Source organism: Alterileibacterium massiliense, from assembly GCF_900104645.1.
Lineage (GTDB): Bacteria > Bacillota > Clostridia > Peptostreptococcales > Anaerovoracaceae > Alterileibacterium > Alterileibacterium massiliense.
Genome location: NZ_FNWE01000002.1, coordinates 798,999 through 816,098 on the forward strand (window position 1 = coordinate 798,999; position 17,100 = coordinate 816,098).

Consider the following 17,100-nt stretch of genomic DNA (forward strand, 5'->3'; position numbering starts at 1 on the left):
AACAGATGGAGGAATAATTATGTACAAATATGCAACGCTCAACAATATATCTTCATTGGGATTGTCGAAGTTTGATGACAATTTTGAAAAAACTGATCTTACCTCAGATGCTCATGGCATCGTAGTAAGAAGTGCGAATATGCACGATATGGATTTCTCCAAGAATTTATTATCAATTGCAAGAGCGGGTGCAGGTGTGAACAATATTCCACTATCTCGTTGCACGGAGGAGGGCATAGTTGTATTTAATACACCGGGTGCAAATGCGAATGGAGTTAAAGAGCTTGTTATAGCTGGAATGTTGCTCGCTTCAAGAGATGTTTTCGGAGGCATAAAATGGGTAGGAGACAATGCTTTTAACGAAGAGATTTCAGCTTTGACTGAAAAAGAAAAAAAGAAATTTGCGGGAACTGAGTTATATGGAAAGAAAATAGGAATAATTGGTCTTGGTGCAATAGGCGTAAGAGTTGCTAATGCTGCTGTTCATCTTGGGATGGATGTGTATGGATATGACCCTTATGTTGGAGTAGACAGTGCATGGCATATGTCAAGCAGGGTTACCTATGTTACGGATATAAATAAGATATATAAAAAATGTGATTTTATAACCATCCATGTGCCGGCGATGGAATCCACTAGGCATTATATAAATCGAAAAGCTATAGAGATGATGAAGCGTGATGTAATAGTAATAAACATGGCAAGGGATATTCTTGTTGATGAAGAGGCTATGATTGAAGCTCTTGATGATGGCAGGGTAAAAAAATATGTATCTGATTTCCCAAATACAATTGTTGCAGGGCATAAGAATTGCATAACCACTCCTCATCTTGGGGCGTCTACTAAGGAATCTGAAGCGAATTGTGCTGTTATGGCAGTTGAACAGCTCAAGGCATATATTGAAACTGGCTCAGTCGTAAACAGCGTAAACTATCCAAGTTGCCTGGTTGGACCTTGGGAAGAGGGAAAGAGAGTGACCCTATTTCATATGAATGCCAATAATATGCTAAACAATTTTACGAGCATAATTGGTGAAGCAGGTATAAATATTTCTGCCATGACAAATAAATCAAGAGGCGAATACGCTTATACGGTTCTTGATGCAGATTCAAAGATTGGCGATGATATTTTTGACAAACTTGTTAAGGTAAATGGAGTTATAAGGGTTAGAATCATATAAAGCACTTAGTTCAAAACAAATATTATAAAACATTTATTTCAAAAAAATGATTTAAACATATTTCCTTATTATATTACCTTATTAAATTTCAAGGGGTGAATTTTCACAATAAGTTCATTCCTTGATTTTTATTTATGTTAAAATAACAAGAATAGTGGCTAGATATGGCAAAATAATATTTGCAAAATAATTAGAAAGGAATATTAAAATAATATTATGCTAAATAAATTCAGTGGAAGCGAAGAATATGTTGCATCAGCAGATTTGATGAGCTCTGTAAATGTTGCTATTACGCTTGAAAAACCGCTTTTGATAAAAGGTGAGCCGGGGACAGGTAAGACCATGCTTGCAAAGGCTATCTCGGAATCACTGGGAAAGGAGCTTATTACTTGGAATATTAAGTCCACAACAAAGGCTCAAGAGGGATTATATGTCTATGATGTCGTACAAAGGTTATACGATAGTCAATTTGGCAATCAGGGAGTTGATGATATAGCTCATTATATTACCATGGGTAAGCTTGGTGAAGCTTTTGAATCAGATGAGCAGGTGGTACTGCTGATAGATGAAATTGATAAGGCAGACTTGGAATTTCCTAACGATTTACTTTATGAGCTTGACCAGATGGAATTTTACATTCCAGAGATTAAGAAAACTGTTAAGGCGAAGAATAGACCGATTGTAATAATAACTTCAAATGCAGAAAAAGAATTGCCAGATGCTTTTCTTCGCAGATGTATTTTTCACTATATAAATTTCCCTAGTGAAGAAGAGATGAGGAGCATACTCAATGTACATTTTGAAAATCTTGAGGAAAGCTTGCTAAATCAAGCATTAAAATCCTTTTACTGGATAAGGTCGCTTGATGCTTTAGAAAAGAAACCAAGCACATCAGAGCTTATAGACTGGATAAGGGCTCTTAATTCAGGTGGAATTAGTTCAGCAGATATTATATCTAGGATTCCTTTTGCTGGAGCACTTTTAAAGAAAGATAAGGATATAGAAAATTTAGGAAAAAGCCTCAGATGATTTTATTTAGGAGATATATATGTTCGTTCAATTTTTCTTTTTGCTTAGAAAGAGAGGATTAAATATATCGCTTAACGAATGGATGACCTTGCTAGAAGCTTTACAGCTTGGACTTCACAATTCCAGTTTAAGCGACTTTTATTATCTATGCAGATCTATTCTAGTTCATGACGAAGCTGATTTTGACAAGTATGATCAGGCTTTTTTGGAGTTTTTTAAAGATATTCCATTTGGAGAAGAGATCCCAGATGAAGTGATGAGCTGGCTAAACAAGCCACTCGATGATATTCCCTCACTTATGGATGATTTATTGGCTATGGGATTTCCTGAGGAGGACATTGAAAATCTTTTGAATGAGCTTAAAGAGCGAATTAAAGAGCAAGATGAAGAACATAATGGTGGAGGATACTGGGTAGGAACGAGGGGAACTTCGCCATTTGGAAATAGTGGCTGGCATCCAAATGGTATTAGAATAGGTGGAGAAAGCAGGCATCGTACTGCTATGTCGGTTGCTGGAGAAAGAAAATTTAGGGATTTTAGAAAAGATAGTGTAATTGATTCGAGGCAATTTCAGCTTGCATTTAAAACATTAAGGCAACTTTCAAATCAGGTAATTACATCTGAAAAGGAATTTGATATTGATGGCACGATAAGAGCAACCTGCGATAATGGCGGAAATCTTAAAATAAAATATAAGCATCCAAGAAAAAATGCAGTAAAGCTCATTTTACTGATGGATTCGGGGGGATCTATGGACTATTATTCCCTTCTATGTAGCACGCTTTTTCAAGCGGCAGTTAAGAGCAATCATTTTAAGGAGCTACACACTTTTTTCTTTCATAATTGTATCTACGATAAACTCTGGAAGGATCCAAAGCTTATGAAAGATAGCGAGATTGATACGAACTGGTTATTAGATAATTTTGATGGGGAGTACAGAGTTTTAATAGTTGGTGACGCAGCGATGAATAGAGCTGAGCTTCTCGGCAGAAATTATAATTGGCTCACTGGAGAGTATACTTCTATAAGTGGATATTCTTGGCTTGAGATTTTCAAAAGACATTTTCCTCATCTTGTTTGGATAAATCCTGAGCCTACGCCTGAATATGTTAGCTTTTGGACGGAAACGCAGGTTATAATATCTGAGCTTATAAGTATGTATCAACTGACTGCTGATGGACTTGAATTGGCAATGAAAGAACTGATGGTTAGAAAAGCGTAGAGCATAATAAGGTGTTGTGGGCGTAGAGCATAAGGTTCAGAGCGTATAAGGGGAGACATTAATGAAAAAAATTGCAAGCTTTCAAGTAGACCATAATAAATTAAAAAAGGGAATGTACATCTCAAGAATTGATGGAGATATTATAACCTATGATATAAGAATGAAAGAGCCTAATAAGGGTGATTATGTTTCAAATGGAGCCTTACATACCTTTGAACATCTGTTTGCTACTTATGCAAGAAATTCCAAATTTAAGGGTAGCGTAATTTACATAGGACCAATGGGCTGTAGAACCGGATTTTATATGCTCTTAAGGGATGATATAAGTTATAAAAAAGCAATAGATCTAGCATATAATTCATTTAAATTTATTTGCGAATTTGAAGGAGAAATTCCAGGAGCAAAAGAGATGGAGTGCGGGAATTATATAGAACACGATTTAGAGGGTGCTAAATTGGTAGCAGAAGATATGCTTGATATTTTAAAAAATTGGAATGAGGAAAAGATGATATATGAAAAATAGGGAAGTTATAGGAATCATAGGTGCTATGGATACAGAGGTTGCTGGCCTAATATCTAAAATTGATTTCTTGGATAAAAAGTCAATATATGGAAATGATTTTTACTTAGGAAAGATAGATGATACTGATGTGGTTATTGCTAAATCAGGAATAGGTAAGGTTAACTCAGGAATTTGTACCCAGATTATGATAGATAGATTTGAAATTACAGCCTTAATCAACACTGGAATAGCGGGAGGACTTGAGCCTTCGCTTCATATAGGTGATATATGTATCGGTAATAAGATGATTCAGCATGATTATGATTTAACTCCATTCGGATATGTTAAGGGATATATACCAAATGGTTCTGGTGGAGATAAGCCAACGGAATTTGAATCAGATAAAAGGCTTGTTGATATTGTTGAGAAGGCTTCTGATGAAATCAGTTATAGCGAAAGAGTTTTAAAGGGCACTATAGTGTCAGGCGATCAATTTATAGCGGATTTATCAAAGAAAAAATCTTTGCATGAGGAATTTGATGCTATTGCTGCAGAGATGGAAGGAGCTGCGATTGCACATTGTGCTTCCCGTGCAGGTATTCCTTTTGTTGTCATAAGGGTTATATCAGACCTTGCCAATGGTGACGGACCTGCTTCGTTTGAAGAATTTGAAAAAGATGCTACAAATTTATCAATTGCAATAACCGAAAGAGCGATTAGTTTGCTTAATAGTTGATCTTCGAGGAGAAATTTTGAGGAGAAATAATGAAATTTAGCATAGATTTAGATGTCAAGTCATATGAGGTGGATTCTAGATCGGTTATTAGGCCGTCTGTAATTCTTCAATATATGCAGGAAGCTATGGAAAAGCAAATGCAAAAGTCCGACATGGGATATAAGGAGCTATTTGATATAAAAAGGCTTGCTTTTATAGTCAGCAGAATGAGCATCGAAATCTTTAAAACGATAAAGCAAAATGATAAGCTCAGGGTGAATACATGGTGCGGAATGTGCAAGGGTGCAATATATCCTAGGTATTATGAAATATTAAGAGGTAATGATGTCTGCGTTAGGGCATCTAGTAAATGGGGACTCGTCGGAGTAGATAAAAAAAATATTCTGCTTGACGGAGAATATGATATTAGTGCTTATCCAATAGACGATGAAATAAAACTGGGTATACCTGATAGGGTAAGGCAGCCTAGGGATATAGAGTATAAACAAATAGCCGATATAGAAGTTAGATATTCTAAAATAGATATAAATAAACACATAAATAATACTATGTATGCAGATCTTCTATATGATTTTATACCGCAGATTGAGGAATATAATTTGACATCTATGAATTTCAGATTTGTTCATGAAGCAAGGCTTGGAGATGTACTAAGCATATATGAAAGCGATTTCATGCCACCTAGCGTGGTTGATCCAAAAGCAGAAAAAATAATATATATTCACTCTAAAATAGGTGGGAAGAAAAATGTCGAAGCAAGCTTCGGATTAAAAAAACGATAAAAAAATAATAGATATAATTAATATAAAAAAGTAATCAGGGTAGACCTGATTACTTTTTTTATGCAAAAAATAAATAAAGCTAAAAAGAACATATATTCTATTTTTTGTATAAAAAAACAAAAAAAATAAAAAAATGGAGGGAAATACAAGTAAAATTATTGCATAATGTAGTAAAGTGTTGTAAAATGGTGGAAATTAAAGATAAGCCTTGCTCTCAAGCGACCTAATGCGTGTTGCAAAGGAGCAAGGCAGATAAAAACTAAGATAGATAAAAAATATAAAGTTAAAAACTGAGGATATAGATGTTCACCGGTACATACGAAAATTCCATTGATGGCAAAAATAGAATGATTATTCCATCTAAGCATCGTGAGAAGCTTGGCGGAAGATGTATGCTCAGCAGAGGGTTTGATAAATGCCTCTATATTTATGCTATGGAAGATTGGGAAGTACAGGTTGAAAAATTTAAAAAATTAAAGCAGTCCGATAGAGATGTTCGTAAATTCATAAGAGAATTTTTTTCAAATACAGAAGAATGCCAACTTGATAGTCAAGGAAGAATATTAATTCCATTAAATCTAAGAAAATATGCAAATATCAACAAGGATCTCGTAACTAAGGGAGCCATGGACAAGATAGAAATTTGGAGCAAGGAAGAATATGTTGATCCTGAGGGAGAAAATATGATGGACAATGAAGAATTTCTTGCAAAACTCGATATGTACGACTTATAGGGGGATTTAGGTGGAATTTAAGCATACACCGGTACTCTTTGAGGAAGTAATAAGAGAACTAAGGATAAAACCTGATGGTATATACATGGATGGAACCCTTGGAGGAGGAGGACATTCAGAGGGAATATGCAAGAAGCTTAATAGACAAGGCGTCCTTCTTGCCGTAGATAGAGATGTTGATGCCTTAGAGGCATCGAGAAAAAGATTGAACGACTTCAAGTGCAATATTCAATTTATTCACTCTAGTTATAGCAATGAAGAGCTTATATTTGAAGAATTTAATAAGGTAGACGGAATACTTTTAGATCTAGGTGTGTCATCATTTCAGCTAGACAATGCGAATCGTGGTTTTTCATATATGAACGATGCACCCATGGATATGAGAATGAATGAAGAAGATGAATTTACAGCATATGATGTTGTAAATGGGTATTCAGAGGAAAAGCTCACCGAAATTATAAGAGATTATGGTGAAGAAAGATGGGCATCAAGGATAGCTAATTTCATAGTTAATGAGAGAGAAAAAGAGCCGATAATAAGGACAGTAGAACTAGCTGAAATAATAAAAAAAGCGATTCCTGCAGCAGCCAGAAGAAAGGGTCCACACCCTGCAAAAAGAACTTTTCAAGCCATAAGGATTGAAGTAAATGGTGAATTATCTCATTTAAAAAAGGCTATGGAAATTTTGCCAAACCACTTAAATTCCGGAGGGAGAATGGCAATAATATCCTTTCATTCATTAGAAGATCGAATAGTAAAAGAGGCAATTAACGATAAACTCAATCCATGCACCTGCCCACCGGATTTTCCAATATGTGTGTGTGGAAAAAAGACAGATATAAAGAAAGTGTCAAAGAAACCAATTTTGCCATCAAGCGAGGAAATAGATTCTAATCCAAGAGCGAGAAGTGCAAAGTTAAGAATTATAGAAAAGTTGTAATCATTGATGCGGAATAGATAAAAAAGGAGATGGACATGGCATCAATAGCTGTAGGAAATGGATATGCAGGTGAACTTGCTGCTAAGAGAATTAAAGCAAAGAAGGTTAGAGAGAGAACAGCATTAGCGAGAAAACAGATTGTATTAACAATAATATGTATTGGAACATTATTATTAATTGCAGTAATGCTTTCAGCAGCATCAGCCAATATAAAGCTTGAAAACAACAGGCTGGAGGGGCTTAATGCCAATATCGAGGCAGAAATTGACGCACTTAATGGTAGTATGAGTGATGCTAACAATATAAGTATTATTGAGGATAAAGCCATAAATGAATATGGAATGATACATCAGAGCAAATCAAACATTAAAAAAATTGATGGGGATAAATCAGGCAATATTGATTTAGCGGATAAAATCAAACAAGATGCCTTTAAATAAGAACAAAATCAATAACGAAGCCGCTAATTCTTTTTATGAATTAGTGGCTTTTTTTAAATAATTTTGCGATAATAAAAACATAAAATTTTGGAATGGTGAAACGCATATATGAAAAAAAGCGAAATAAAAAATAAAATCGGCGGAAATAGGGTAAGTGCATATAATAAAAAAAGATTGATGATTGGCTTTATTATTATAGTACTACTTTTTACTACCTTGCTTTTCAGAGTTGCCTATCTACAGGTTGTAAAAGGTGATAAGTTAGCAGAGATGGCTGATTCGATGCAAAAAATAGATAGTGCAATATTGCCAACTAGAGGTCAAATTTACGATGCTAATAGGAAGCCTATTGCAGAAACAGTTAAAATTTATAAATTATATGGATATACAAACAATTTATATAAGTCATCAGAGCTAAAAGAAGCAGAAAAAAATAGCAATCTAAAGGAAATGTGCAAGATTACTAAGGTGCCTGAAAAAGAAATGAAGAAAAAGTTCACCGGAGTTGATAATTTGGCAGTGCTTGCAAGCGGACTGGATCAGAAACAGGTCGATAAGCTCGAGAAAAAATTCGGTGCACAGATTGTTGTAAAAACAGAATCAAGGCGTATATATCCAAACAAACAGATGGCTTCTCAGATTATAGGTAATGTAGACGGAAATATGGTCGGAAGGAGTGGAATTGAAAGCAAATATAATGAAGAATTAACAGGCACAAAGGGTAGAGCGATCAAGACGGCAGATAGTCAAGGCAATACGCTCTCAGGAAGCAGATCTAAGTTATATAAACCGAGAGACGGTTATAATGTAATTACTACAATTGATGAAGTTATACAAAATTATACAGAGGAAGCTTTGGAAGAGGGAATGAAAAAAACTAAGGCTGAATCAATAAACTGTATAGTTATGAACCCAAAGACAGGAGATGTTTTAGCTGTTGCGAGAACTCCAGGATATGACCCAAACTCACCAAACAAGCCCATTGATAATGAAGAAAATAAAAAATTCCAGAAATTAAGTCTTAAAGATAAGAATGAATACCTTTCTAATATGTGGTCGATACCTGCTGTAAGCAGTGATTATGAACCAGGGTCTACATTTAAGCTTTTGGTAGCTGCGGCAGCAATTGACTCTGGTGCTGCAACAGAGAAAACCGAATACTACTGCAATGGAACTAAGAATGTTGATGGAGTAACCTTGCATTGCTGGGGTGCAGCACATGGAAAGCAAAACCTTAAAGAAGCTGTAGGGAACTCATGTAACCCCGCAATGGCAACGGTTGCCCTTGACATGGGCTCTGAAAAGCTATATAGATATATGAACTTATTCGGGTTAAATGATAGGACAAATATTGATTTGCCGGGAGAAACATCATCAATAATAAAGAAAAAAACAGATCTAACATCGGTTGATCTCGCTACAACCGGATATGGCCATGGTCTTGCTATAACACCTATTCAAATTCTAACAGCGGTTAACTCACTAGGTAATGACGGCTGGTTAATGAAACCAAGAATAGTCAGCAAGATAGAAGATAAGAATGGCAAAACTATAAAGGAATTTAAAAAGAAAAAAGTAAGACAGGTAATATCGAAAAAGACAGCAGATGAGATGAGAGATATTATGGAATATTATGTAAGAGAAGCTGGAGGAACAATTGCATATATTCCAGGATATAGGGTAGGTGGAAAAACGGGTACCGCATATATTGCTGAAGATGGAAAGTATTCTTCGGATACTATCGCATCATTTGTGGGAATGGCACCTATGGATGATCCCGAGGTTTCAATTATAGTAATAGTAAATAGATCAAAGAAAGCTAATTTCGGTGCTACTGCAGCAGGTCCTATTATGAGAGAGATACTCGAAAAAACCTTAGAATATAAAGGTGTTGAAAGAAAGTATTCAGAAGAAGAGAAGTCAAAGATTAGCGATAAAAAGATAAAGGTTCCAGATGTAACAAATATCAATAGCAATAGGGCAAAGGCAATAATTAAGTCTAATGGATTTAATTATATAATAACTCCGGATAATGGGGATGATTCGTCATTTAATGTTATCGACCAATATCCTAAAGCTGGAACTGAGCTTCCAAAGGGAAGCACGGTATACATATATAAAGAGTAGTTAATTATAAGGAGTAATTGATGAAAAAAATATCACCTGAATATATCTCATCTGCATTAAGATGCAAGTTTTTCAAAAACTCTGATGAGCTAGTTAGTGGCGTTTTTATTGATTCAAGAAAGGTTACTGATGGAGGTATATTCTTCTGTATAATTGGAAATGTTAATGACGCACATAAATTCATACCAGATGTTCAAAAAACTGGTTGTAAGAATATTGTACTTTCAGATATTAATTGGGCTAATAAATTAATAGATGAGGGAGGGACAAATATTTATTTAGTTGAAGATACAACGAGGGCATTAATGGATCTTGCTACTAAATATTTTGCCGATTGGAAAAATATCATCAAAATTGGAGTGACAGGAAGCGACGGAAAGACGAGCACAAAGGAATTTCTTTATTCAGCTCTTTCTTCAAAATATAGGGTAGGTAAAACAAAGGGCAACTTTAATAGCGAATATGGCGTGGCACTTACTATTTTTGATTTTGAAGATGATATTGAGGTAGCGGTAATAGAGATGGGAGTTGGAGATACCACTCGCATGGGGGATTTAAGAAATATTGTAGACCCAGATGGGGCGATAATTACAAATATTGGCACCTCTCATCTTGAAACATTTAAAACAAGAGAAAATTTAGCTATAGAAAAATTAAAGATTGCAGAGGGATTCGATAAAAAAAATCCACTTGTGGTCAATTCAGATAATGACATACTTGGGAGCGAAAAACTTCTGAATTTAATAAAGGGTGATCCATATGTAATCAAGGTCGGCACAAAGAATAATTCATCATATAAGATTTATGATATTAAAGATTTAGGAATTGACGGCATAAAATGTAAACTGCGTTTTTCTGATGATATAATTGAGAAGATGAAAAAAGCAGGTAAAACAAGCAATAAATCGAGTGAAGTAGCAGACCTAAACCTTAGAGCAATAGGAAGGCACAACCTTTTGAATGCTACAGAGGCTCTTGCACTTGCAGTTGGTATAGGCGTGCCTCTCTGTGATGCAATAGAAGGTATTAATAAGACAGATATTAATATAAATGAAAAAAGGCTTGATATAATAAGAGCCAAAGACTGGACAATAATAAATGATACATATAATGCAAGCCCAGAATCGATGATAGCTGGAATTGATGTTTTGATAAATAGCAAGGCGTCGAGATATGTATCAATTCTAGGTGACATGCTCGAGCTTGGACAAAATTCAGAAGAAGGGCATATGATTGTAGGGAAGTATCTTGCTTGTAAAGGCGTAGATCTATTGATAACAGTAGGAGAAAGGGCAAGGGATATAGCCAGAGGTGCAAGGGAAAATGGCATTAGAAATATCATTGAATATAAGGATTTAGATGAAGCCAAAGATAATATAAGACGGAATATTTGTAAAGGCGATTTGATTTTAATAAAGGCATCTAGGGGAATGATGCTAGAAAATATTGCAGAGGAGTTAAAATGTATATAAATAATGCGAAAATGTGCCTAATTATTTCTATGATTGTTTCGTGGTATATAACAAAAAAATTGATACCAATTTTTCGTCATAAACAGTTAGGACAATATATAAGAGAAGAGGGACCAAAGGCTCATTTGAGCAAAAAAGGAACACCGACAATGGGTGGAATTGCCATTATCGCCGGCGTTACGACTGGACTTCTAATAGGCAAAATTTTTACCTTAGATACCTTGATGATAATAATTACGATGTTTTTGTTTGGGCTTATTGGATTTATTGACGATTATGAAAAAATTGCAAAAAAGAATAATTTGGGCATGACTCCAAAACAAAAGATCGCTCTTCAATTGCTTTTTAGCTTGCTTATTGCTCTTTACATGATGATTTTTAAAGATGATGGTACTTTGATTTTTGTTCCATTTATAAAAAAATATATTGATTTCGGCATATTATTCATACCATTTGTTATTTTTGTTGAACTTGCTATGTCTAACGCGGTTAATCTTACAGACGGGCTTGATGGGCTTGCATCTAGTGTTACACTTGTTTTTTCAATCATTTTGATAGCTATTGGTATATCTAAGCAGGACAAAATCTTGGTTGTAACAGGGGCTTCAACGGCTGGAGCACTTGTAGGATTCTTATATTTTAACTGGAGTCCAGCAAAGATATTTATGGGGGATACGGGTTCTATGGCTCTCGGTGGACTGCTATCTGCGGTTGCTATTGTAACGAAGATGGAGCTACTTCTTCCAATCATTGGAATAATCTATGTTTTGGAAGCATTATCAGTTATTCTTCAGGTCACTTATTTTAAGAAAACAGGCGGGAAAAGACTTTTTAGAATGTCTCCTCTTCATCATCATTTTGAATTAGGCGGAATGAGCGAGAAAAAAATATCATTTTTATTCAGCTTTGTAACGCTTATATTTGGAATTATAGCATTTATATTTTCATAGAAAATTTTGAGAAAATAGGGAGTTTATGATGGAAAATAGAGATGTAAATATACAAAGAATTAAAGATAAAAAAATAATTGTAGTTGGAATGGGTAAATCAGGTCAGGCGGTAGTTAAAGCACTTAAAGAGATTGGAAGCGATATTAGCATTCAAGATAGCAATCCGAGAGAAAATATGAAGCCTGCTATCATTTCTTACATTGAAAAAGCTGAGATTCCTGCTTATTTCGGATCATTTCCAAAAAACATAGAAGATTTTGACATGATGGTTTTAAGCCCTGGCGTTTCATTAGAACTCGAAATTGTCAAAGAAGCGATTAGAAAAGGCGTAGAGGTCATTGGTGAACTTGAACTAGCATATAGACTTTCGAAAGGAAGATATATTGCAATCACAGGTACTAATGGAAAAACTACTACAACTACTCTGGTAGGAGAAATTTTTAAAGAAGCAAATAAGAGAGCATATGTGGTTGGTAACATTGGTAATCCAGCGATAACAGATGCTCTTATATCAGAGGATAGCGACTGTTTTATCTCTGAAGTTAGCAGTTTTCAGCTCGAAACAGTTGACAGATTTAAACCATCTATATCAGCTATATTAAATTTTACGCCGGATCATCTTAATAGACACCATACCATGCAAGCTTATGGTATGGCAAAGGCTCGCATATTTGCTAATCAAAATTTTGGTGATTATCTTATAATAAATAAAGATGATACCGCTTGCTACAAACTCTCTCTTAATGCAAAAGCAAATATTATTCCATTTAGCAGAAAGGAAAAGCTTGACAAGGGGGCTTATCTTGATGATGGATTTATCGTCATAAAAGATGAAAATAAAAATGAATATAAAATATGTAAGGTTGATGATATTAAAATTCCAGGGAACCATAATATAGAAAATATATTAGCAGCATCAGCAATCTCATTTTTTGCAGGAATAAAGCCTGAAATAATAAGAGAAACTATTAAGAACTTTTCCGGAGTTGAGCACAGAATTGAATATTCAGGAGAAGTAGATGGAGTTAAATTTTATAATGATTCAAAAGGTACAAATGTCGATGCGAGCATAATAGCTTTAAAAGCGTTGAAAAACAAAATAATACTGATTGCAGGTGGAGATGGAAAAGGTCAGGACTTCAAAGAACTTGCAAAAAACTTAGCTGGCAGGGTAAAAGCTGTTATATTATATGGAAGAGATGCGGGACTTATAGAGAAGGATATAAATGAACAAAATTTTAGTGAAGTATATTTAGAAAAAGACCTTCCTAGCAGCGTTGCTAAAGCCTTTGAAATATCTGAGAAAGGAGATAAGATTCTATTATCACCTGCTTGTGCAAGCTGGGATATGTACGACAGTTATATTCAAAGAGGAAATCATTTTAAAGAATGTGTTAATTCACTTTTAAAATAAATATATTTAAAAATGTTTAATAAGAATAAAAAGAATAGAAAAATAAAAAATGAAAATAGAAGAACAGTTCATAATGGGGGATTTATCTCTAAGCTCGTAACAGAATACAATTTTAGAATACTCGCATATATAATTATTCTTGTAATTTTTGGCTTGGTAATGGTACTAAGTGCCGGATATTATTCGACTGTTAATCTGAATAATCCAACACCTTTTTATTTTCTAAAAAGACATGGTGCCTATGTTATAACCGGCTTTATATGGATGTTTTTACTAGCTGAATATGATTATCATAATTATAAGAAGTTTTCGCTCTGGGCTGTTATTGTAAGTATTATAAGTCTTTGCCTAGTATTTACACCGCTTGGAATAACTGTAAACTTTGCTACAAGATGGATAGGATATGGCTCATTTAGAATTACACCTAGTGAATTTTCAAAACTCTTTATGATAGTTTTCACATCCGCATTTATTGCAGAAAACCCAGCTAAGATAAGGAGCTTCACGCATGGTGTCTTGCCAATTTTGTCAGTGGCATTAATTCATTTCGGTCTTATAGTAAAACAGCCTAACCTATCAACAGCTATTGTTATAGTGGCTATTATGGTCGGAATAATGTTTGTTGCAGGTTTAAATCCATGGTATTTTGTTGCGGGTGGTGCTTTAGGAGCAGCAGGAACAGCCTTTATATTGCTAAAGCTTCCTGATTCTCACTGGTATTCAAGATTGACAAATTGGATTGATCCATTTAAAGATTTTCATGGTGCAGGTTATCAGCTCTCACAATCAGTTCTTGCTGTAGGGACGGGCGGATTATTTGGAAAGGGGCTTGGAAGAAGCGTCGCAAAAAATCTTTATTTGCCAGAGCCACAAAATGATTTTATACTTGCAATTATCGCAGAGGAGCTTGGATTTGTGGGAGTAGCTATCCTGCTTATAATATATCTCCTCCTCATATATGAGGGATTTAAGGTGGCTGCCGGTGCAGGCGATAAGTTAGGAATGTATATGGCGTCAGGAATTACAATAATGCTTGCCCTTCAGGTAATAATCAATGTTGCGGTTGTTACAGCTTCAATGCCGACAACAGGAATAACGCTTCCATTTATCAGTTATGGCGGAACATCAATATGGGTATTTATGATGTCAATGGGAATTTTACTTAATATATCAAGAAAAAAGGGCATTAAGAGAGTGTAATTATGAAGATAGTTATGACTGGTGGAGGAACGGGCGGACATATTTATCCGGCTCTTGCAATTGCAGATAAATTTGTTCAAAAACATCCTGAAACAGAAATTATATATATAGGTAGCGAAGACAGGCTTGAGAGGGATATTGTACCAAAGCATGGATATAAGTTTGAATCTGTCGATACTATGTACCTAGATAGAGATAATCCTCTAAAACTTGTAAAGACAGCCGTTTCTAATATGCGTGGGATTAGACAGGCTAAGAAATTACTAAAAAAATATAAACCAGACTTGGTAATTAGCACGGGAGGATATATCAGCATTCCGGTTGTTATATCAGCATCTTCTATGTCAATTCCAATATTTATTCACGAACAAAATGCCTTCCCCGGTATGGCTAATAAATTTCTTGAAAAATATGCTGATAAAATTTTTCTGGGATTTAATGATGCAAGGGAAAGATTTAAAAATAAAGATAAGCTCATATATACAGGAAATCCTGTGAGGGATGATTTTTATAAAATAGATAAAAATTCAGCAAGAAAAGCACTTGGAATAGATGAAGGCATATTTAACATATTTATATTCGGAGGAAGCCTTGGCTCTAAAGTAATTAATAGTATAGGGATTGAAATAATTAAAAAATTTTCACAAAATGAAAATATTCATATTATGCTTGGCACCGGAAATGATATGTACGACGAAGTAATTAGGACCTTAAGAAAAGAAGTTGGGAATTTAGGTAAAAATATTAATATATCTGCATATATAAATTATATACCAAATGCAATTTCATCTGCAGATATAGTGATATGTAGAGCGGGAGCTCTATCTGTTGCTGAGATAACAGCTAGCGGAAGACCTGCGATATTTATCCCGTCCCCAAATGTTACAGAAAATCACCAGTATTACAATGCAAAATCCGTGTCTGATAATGGTGGAGCATATCTTGTGGAAGAAGATGAGATGACTGCTCATAGAGTAATTGAGAAGATTGAATATTTATATAAAAATCCATATGAGCTTATTGATATGAGAGAAGATAGCAAACATTGTTCAAACCAAGATGCGACTGAACTGATTTATAAATCCATTACCAAGGAACTTAAAAATGAAAGATAATACTACAGGCTTATTTGATGAAGAAGTAAATGCAGAAGAAATAAAGGAAATACTTACAGAGGGAAGCAGTCTAATCGAAGGCGAAGAAGAATATTTGCGAGATGATGAGAATATCGTTAATCTTGATGATGATTATGAAGAATTTGCCAGAACTGAACCCGATGATTTTTTCTATGAAGAAAATTCATATGAAGAAAGCCCTTTTTTAGAGGGAGAAGAAAATCAAAAAGATAATAGAAAAGCTCTAAACGAGGGAATGAATCTAAAAGATAATAAGGAATCAAATGAAGAATTAAAAAAAGAATCAGAGAAGGATATAAAAGAGCAAGAAATTGGAGAAAATGAGCAAAATAAAGAAATAGACAAAGAACTTGAAGAGATATTAGATAGAATAAAAAAAAGAAAAGAGGAAAGAAAAGAAAAAAATAGAAAAAGAAGGAATTTATTTATAATAGCAGGAATAATTATTGGCTTATTTATACTCTCCTTTACCAAATTAGTGAATGTTGATAGAGTCGTTGTAAAAGGCAATAATTACTTCTTAGATAGCGAGATAATAAGTATGGCTCATGTAAAGATGGGTAATAATTTAATATATAAGCCGGGGAAGATAAGGATTAAATCTTATTTACTTCAAAATCCATACATAGAAAAGGTAAAGGTTCATAGAAGGCTTCCGAGCACCCTAGTTATAAAAGTAAAGGAAAGAGAGCAGATGGCAGCCATTCCTTATGATGGTAAATATATAGTCACCGATAGTGATAGAATTGTCCTTAGAAAGACGACGGATATGCCACATCTAACAGTAATTGAGGGTGTAAAAATTAAAAAAATGAAGCTAGCCAAAGAGCTAGAGGGTGAAAATAGCAAACATCTAAATGATTCATATGAGATTTTGAATTTAATGAAGGACCATAAACTATTTTTTAAAAAAATCATAGTAGATGGGGATAAGACAACCATATATATTTACGATAATTTAATATGCACAGGAATGACATCTGATATAAAAACTATGATTGAAAAAAATAGGATGCAGGAAATATTAAAAACATTGATAGATAAAGGGGTTAAGCGTGGCAGAATTGTCGTAAGCGAGAATGGATACGCCACATATATACCTACATTCAACTAGACAATAAAAGCGTAGATATGGTGGTTTTATTTACGATAAACATATATATGTTGTAAAAAAATCAAAAAAATTGACAAAAACATTGATTTACAGCCATATTTTTGGTGCATTTAATACATTAT

At 34.4% G+C, this 17,100-nt stretch carries 16 protein-coding genes; all 16 read left to right on the forward strand.

The window, feature by feature from the left end; genetic code table 11:
• Positions 1 to 19 precede the first annotated feature (19 nt).
• The 16 genes from BQ5371_RS05570 (at position 20) to BQ5371_RS05645 (ending at position 16,978) form a co-directional block, all read left to right on the forward strand.
• Positions 20 to 1,180 carry a phosphoglycerate dehydrogenase gene (locus BQ5371_RS05570; RefSeq protein WP_071132875.1) on the forward strand — a complete coding sequence of 387 codons (1,161 nt, stop codon included), beginning with the start codon at positions 20 to 22 and terminating at the stop codon, positions 1,178 to 1,180.
• A gap of 216 nt (positions 1,181 to 1,396) precedes the next feature.
• A complete protein-coding gene (locus tag BQ5371_RS05575; RefSeq protein WP_071132876.1) occupies positions 1,397 to 2,209 on the forward strand; it encodes an AAA family ATPase in 813 nt (270 codons plus the stop codon).
• Positions 2,210 to 2,228: 19 nt separating this feature from the next.
• On the forward strand, positions 2,229 to 3,431 hold the full coding sequence (locus tag BQ5371_RS05580; RefSeq protein WP_071132877.1) for a vWA domain-containing protein: 1,203 nt from the start codon (positions 2,229 to 2,231) through the stop codon (positions 3,429 to 3,431).
• Between the two features lie 61 nt (positions 3,432 to 3,492).
• On the forward strand, positions 3,493 to 3,954 hold the full coding sequence (locus BQ5371_RS05585) for an S-ribosylhomocysteine lyase (protein WP_071132878.1): 462 nt from the start codon (positions 3,493 to 3,495) through the stop codon (positions 3,952 to 3,954).
• The gene (locus BQ5371_RS05590; RefSeq protein WP_071132879.1) at positions 3,944 to 4,669 is read left to right on the forward strand and encodes a 5'-methylthioadenosine/adenosylhomocysteine nucleosidase; all 726 of its coding nucleotides are present in this window, start codon (positions 3,944 to 3,946) and stop codon (positions 4,667 to 4,669) included. Before BQ5371_RS05585 ends, BQ5371_RS05590 begins: the two co-directional genes overlap by 11 nt.
• Positions 4,670 to 4,698: 29 nt before the next feature.
• Positions 4,699 to 5,451 (forward strand): acyl-ACP thioesterase domain-containing protein, encoded by a 753-nt coding sequence (locus BQ5371_RS05595; protein ID WP_071132880.1) that lies wholly within the window; start codon positions 4,699 to 4,701, stop codon positions 5,449 to 5,451.
• Between the two features lie 302 nt (positions 5,452 to 5,753).
• The gene (gene mraZ, locus BQ5371_RS05600) at positions 5,754 to 6,185 is read left to right on the forward strand and encodes a division/cell wall cluster transcriptional repressor MraZ (protein ID WP_071132881.1); all 432 of its coding nucleotides are present in this window, start codon (positions 5,754 to 5,756) and stop codon (positions 6,183 to 6,185) included.
• 10 nt (positions 6,186 to 6,195) lie between these two features.
• Complete coding sequence (rsmH, locus tag BQ5371_RS05605; protein ID WP_071132882.1) at positions 6,196 to 7,125, forward strand: 16S rRNA (cytosine(1402)-N(4))-methyltransferase RsmH; 930 nt, start codon at positions 6,196 to 6,198, stop codon at positions 7,123 to 7,125.
• Positions 7,126 to 7,160: 35 nt separating this feature from the next.
• The gene (locus BQ5371_RS05610; RefSeq protein WP_071132883.1) at positions 7,161 to 7,565 is read left to right on the forward strand and encodes a casein kinase II subunit beta family protein; all 405 of its coding nucleotides are present in this window, start codon (positions 7,161 to 7,163) and stop codon (positions 7,563 to 7,565) included.
• 108 nt (positions 7,566 to 7,673) lie between these two features.
• Positions 7,674 to 9,692 carry a penicillin-binding transpeptidase domain-containing protein gene (locus BQ5371_RS05615; RefSeq protein ID WP_071132884.1) on the forward strand — a complete coding sequence of 673 codons (2,019 nt, stop codon included), beginning with the start codon at positions 7,674 to 7,676 and terminating at the stop codon, positions 9,690 to 9,692.
• Between the two features lie 20 nt (positions 9,693 to 9,712).
• Positions 9,713 to 11,164: a UDP-N-acetylmuramoyl-tripeptide--D-alanyl-D-alanine ligase gene (locus tag BQ5371_RS05620; protein WP_071132885.1), complete on the forward strand. Its 1,452-nt coding sequence runs from the start codon at positions 9,713 to 9,715 to the stop codon at positions 11,162 to 11,164.
• Entirely contained in the window at positions 11,155 to 12,114 is a 960-nt protein-coding gene (gene mraY / locus BQ5371_RS05625; RefSeq protein WP_071132886.1) for a phospho-N-acetylmuramoyl-pentapeptide-transferase, read from the forward strand. Before BQ5371_RS05620 ends, mraY begins: the two co-directional genes overlap by 10 nt.
• 28 nt (positions 12,115 to 12,142) lie before the next feature.
• Positions 12,143 to 13,528 (forward strand): UDP-N-acetylmuramoyl-L-alanine--D-glutamate ligase, encoded by a 1,386-nt coding sequence (gene murD / locus BQ5371_RS05630; RefSeq protein ID WP_071132887.1) that lies wholly within the window; start codon positions 12,143 to 12,145, stop codon positions 13,526 to 13,528.
• 12 nt (positions 13,529 to 13,540) lie between these two features.
• Positions 13,541 to 14,728: a putative lipid II flippase FtsW gene (ftsW, locus tag BQ5371_RS05635; RefSeq protein ID WP_083377445.1), complete on the forward strand. Its 1,188-nt coding sequence runs from the start codon at positions 13,541 to 13,543 to the stop codon at positions 14,726 to 14,728.
• Between the two features lie 2 nt (positions 14,729 to 14,730).
• Positions 14,731 to 15,843, forward strand: coding sequence for an undecaprenyldiphospho-muramoylpentapeptide beta-N-acetylglucosaminyltransferase (murG, locus tag BQ5371_RS05640; RefSeq protein ID WP_071132888.1), 1,113 nt, complete (start codon positions 14,731 to 14,733; stop codon positions 15,841 to 15,843).
• Positions 15,833 to 16,978 (forward strand): cell division protein FtsQ/DivIB, encoded by a 1,146-nt coding sequence (locus BQ5371_RS05645; protein ID WP_071132889.1) that lies wholly within the window; start codon positions 15,833 to 15,835, stop codon positions 16,976 to 16,978. The genes murG and BQ5371_RS05645 overlap by 11 nt, the downstream gene beginning before the upstream one ends.
• The last annotated feature ends 122 nt before the right edge of the window (positions 16,979 to 17,100 follow it).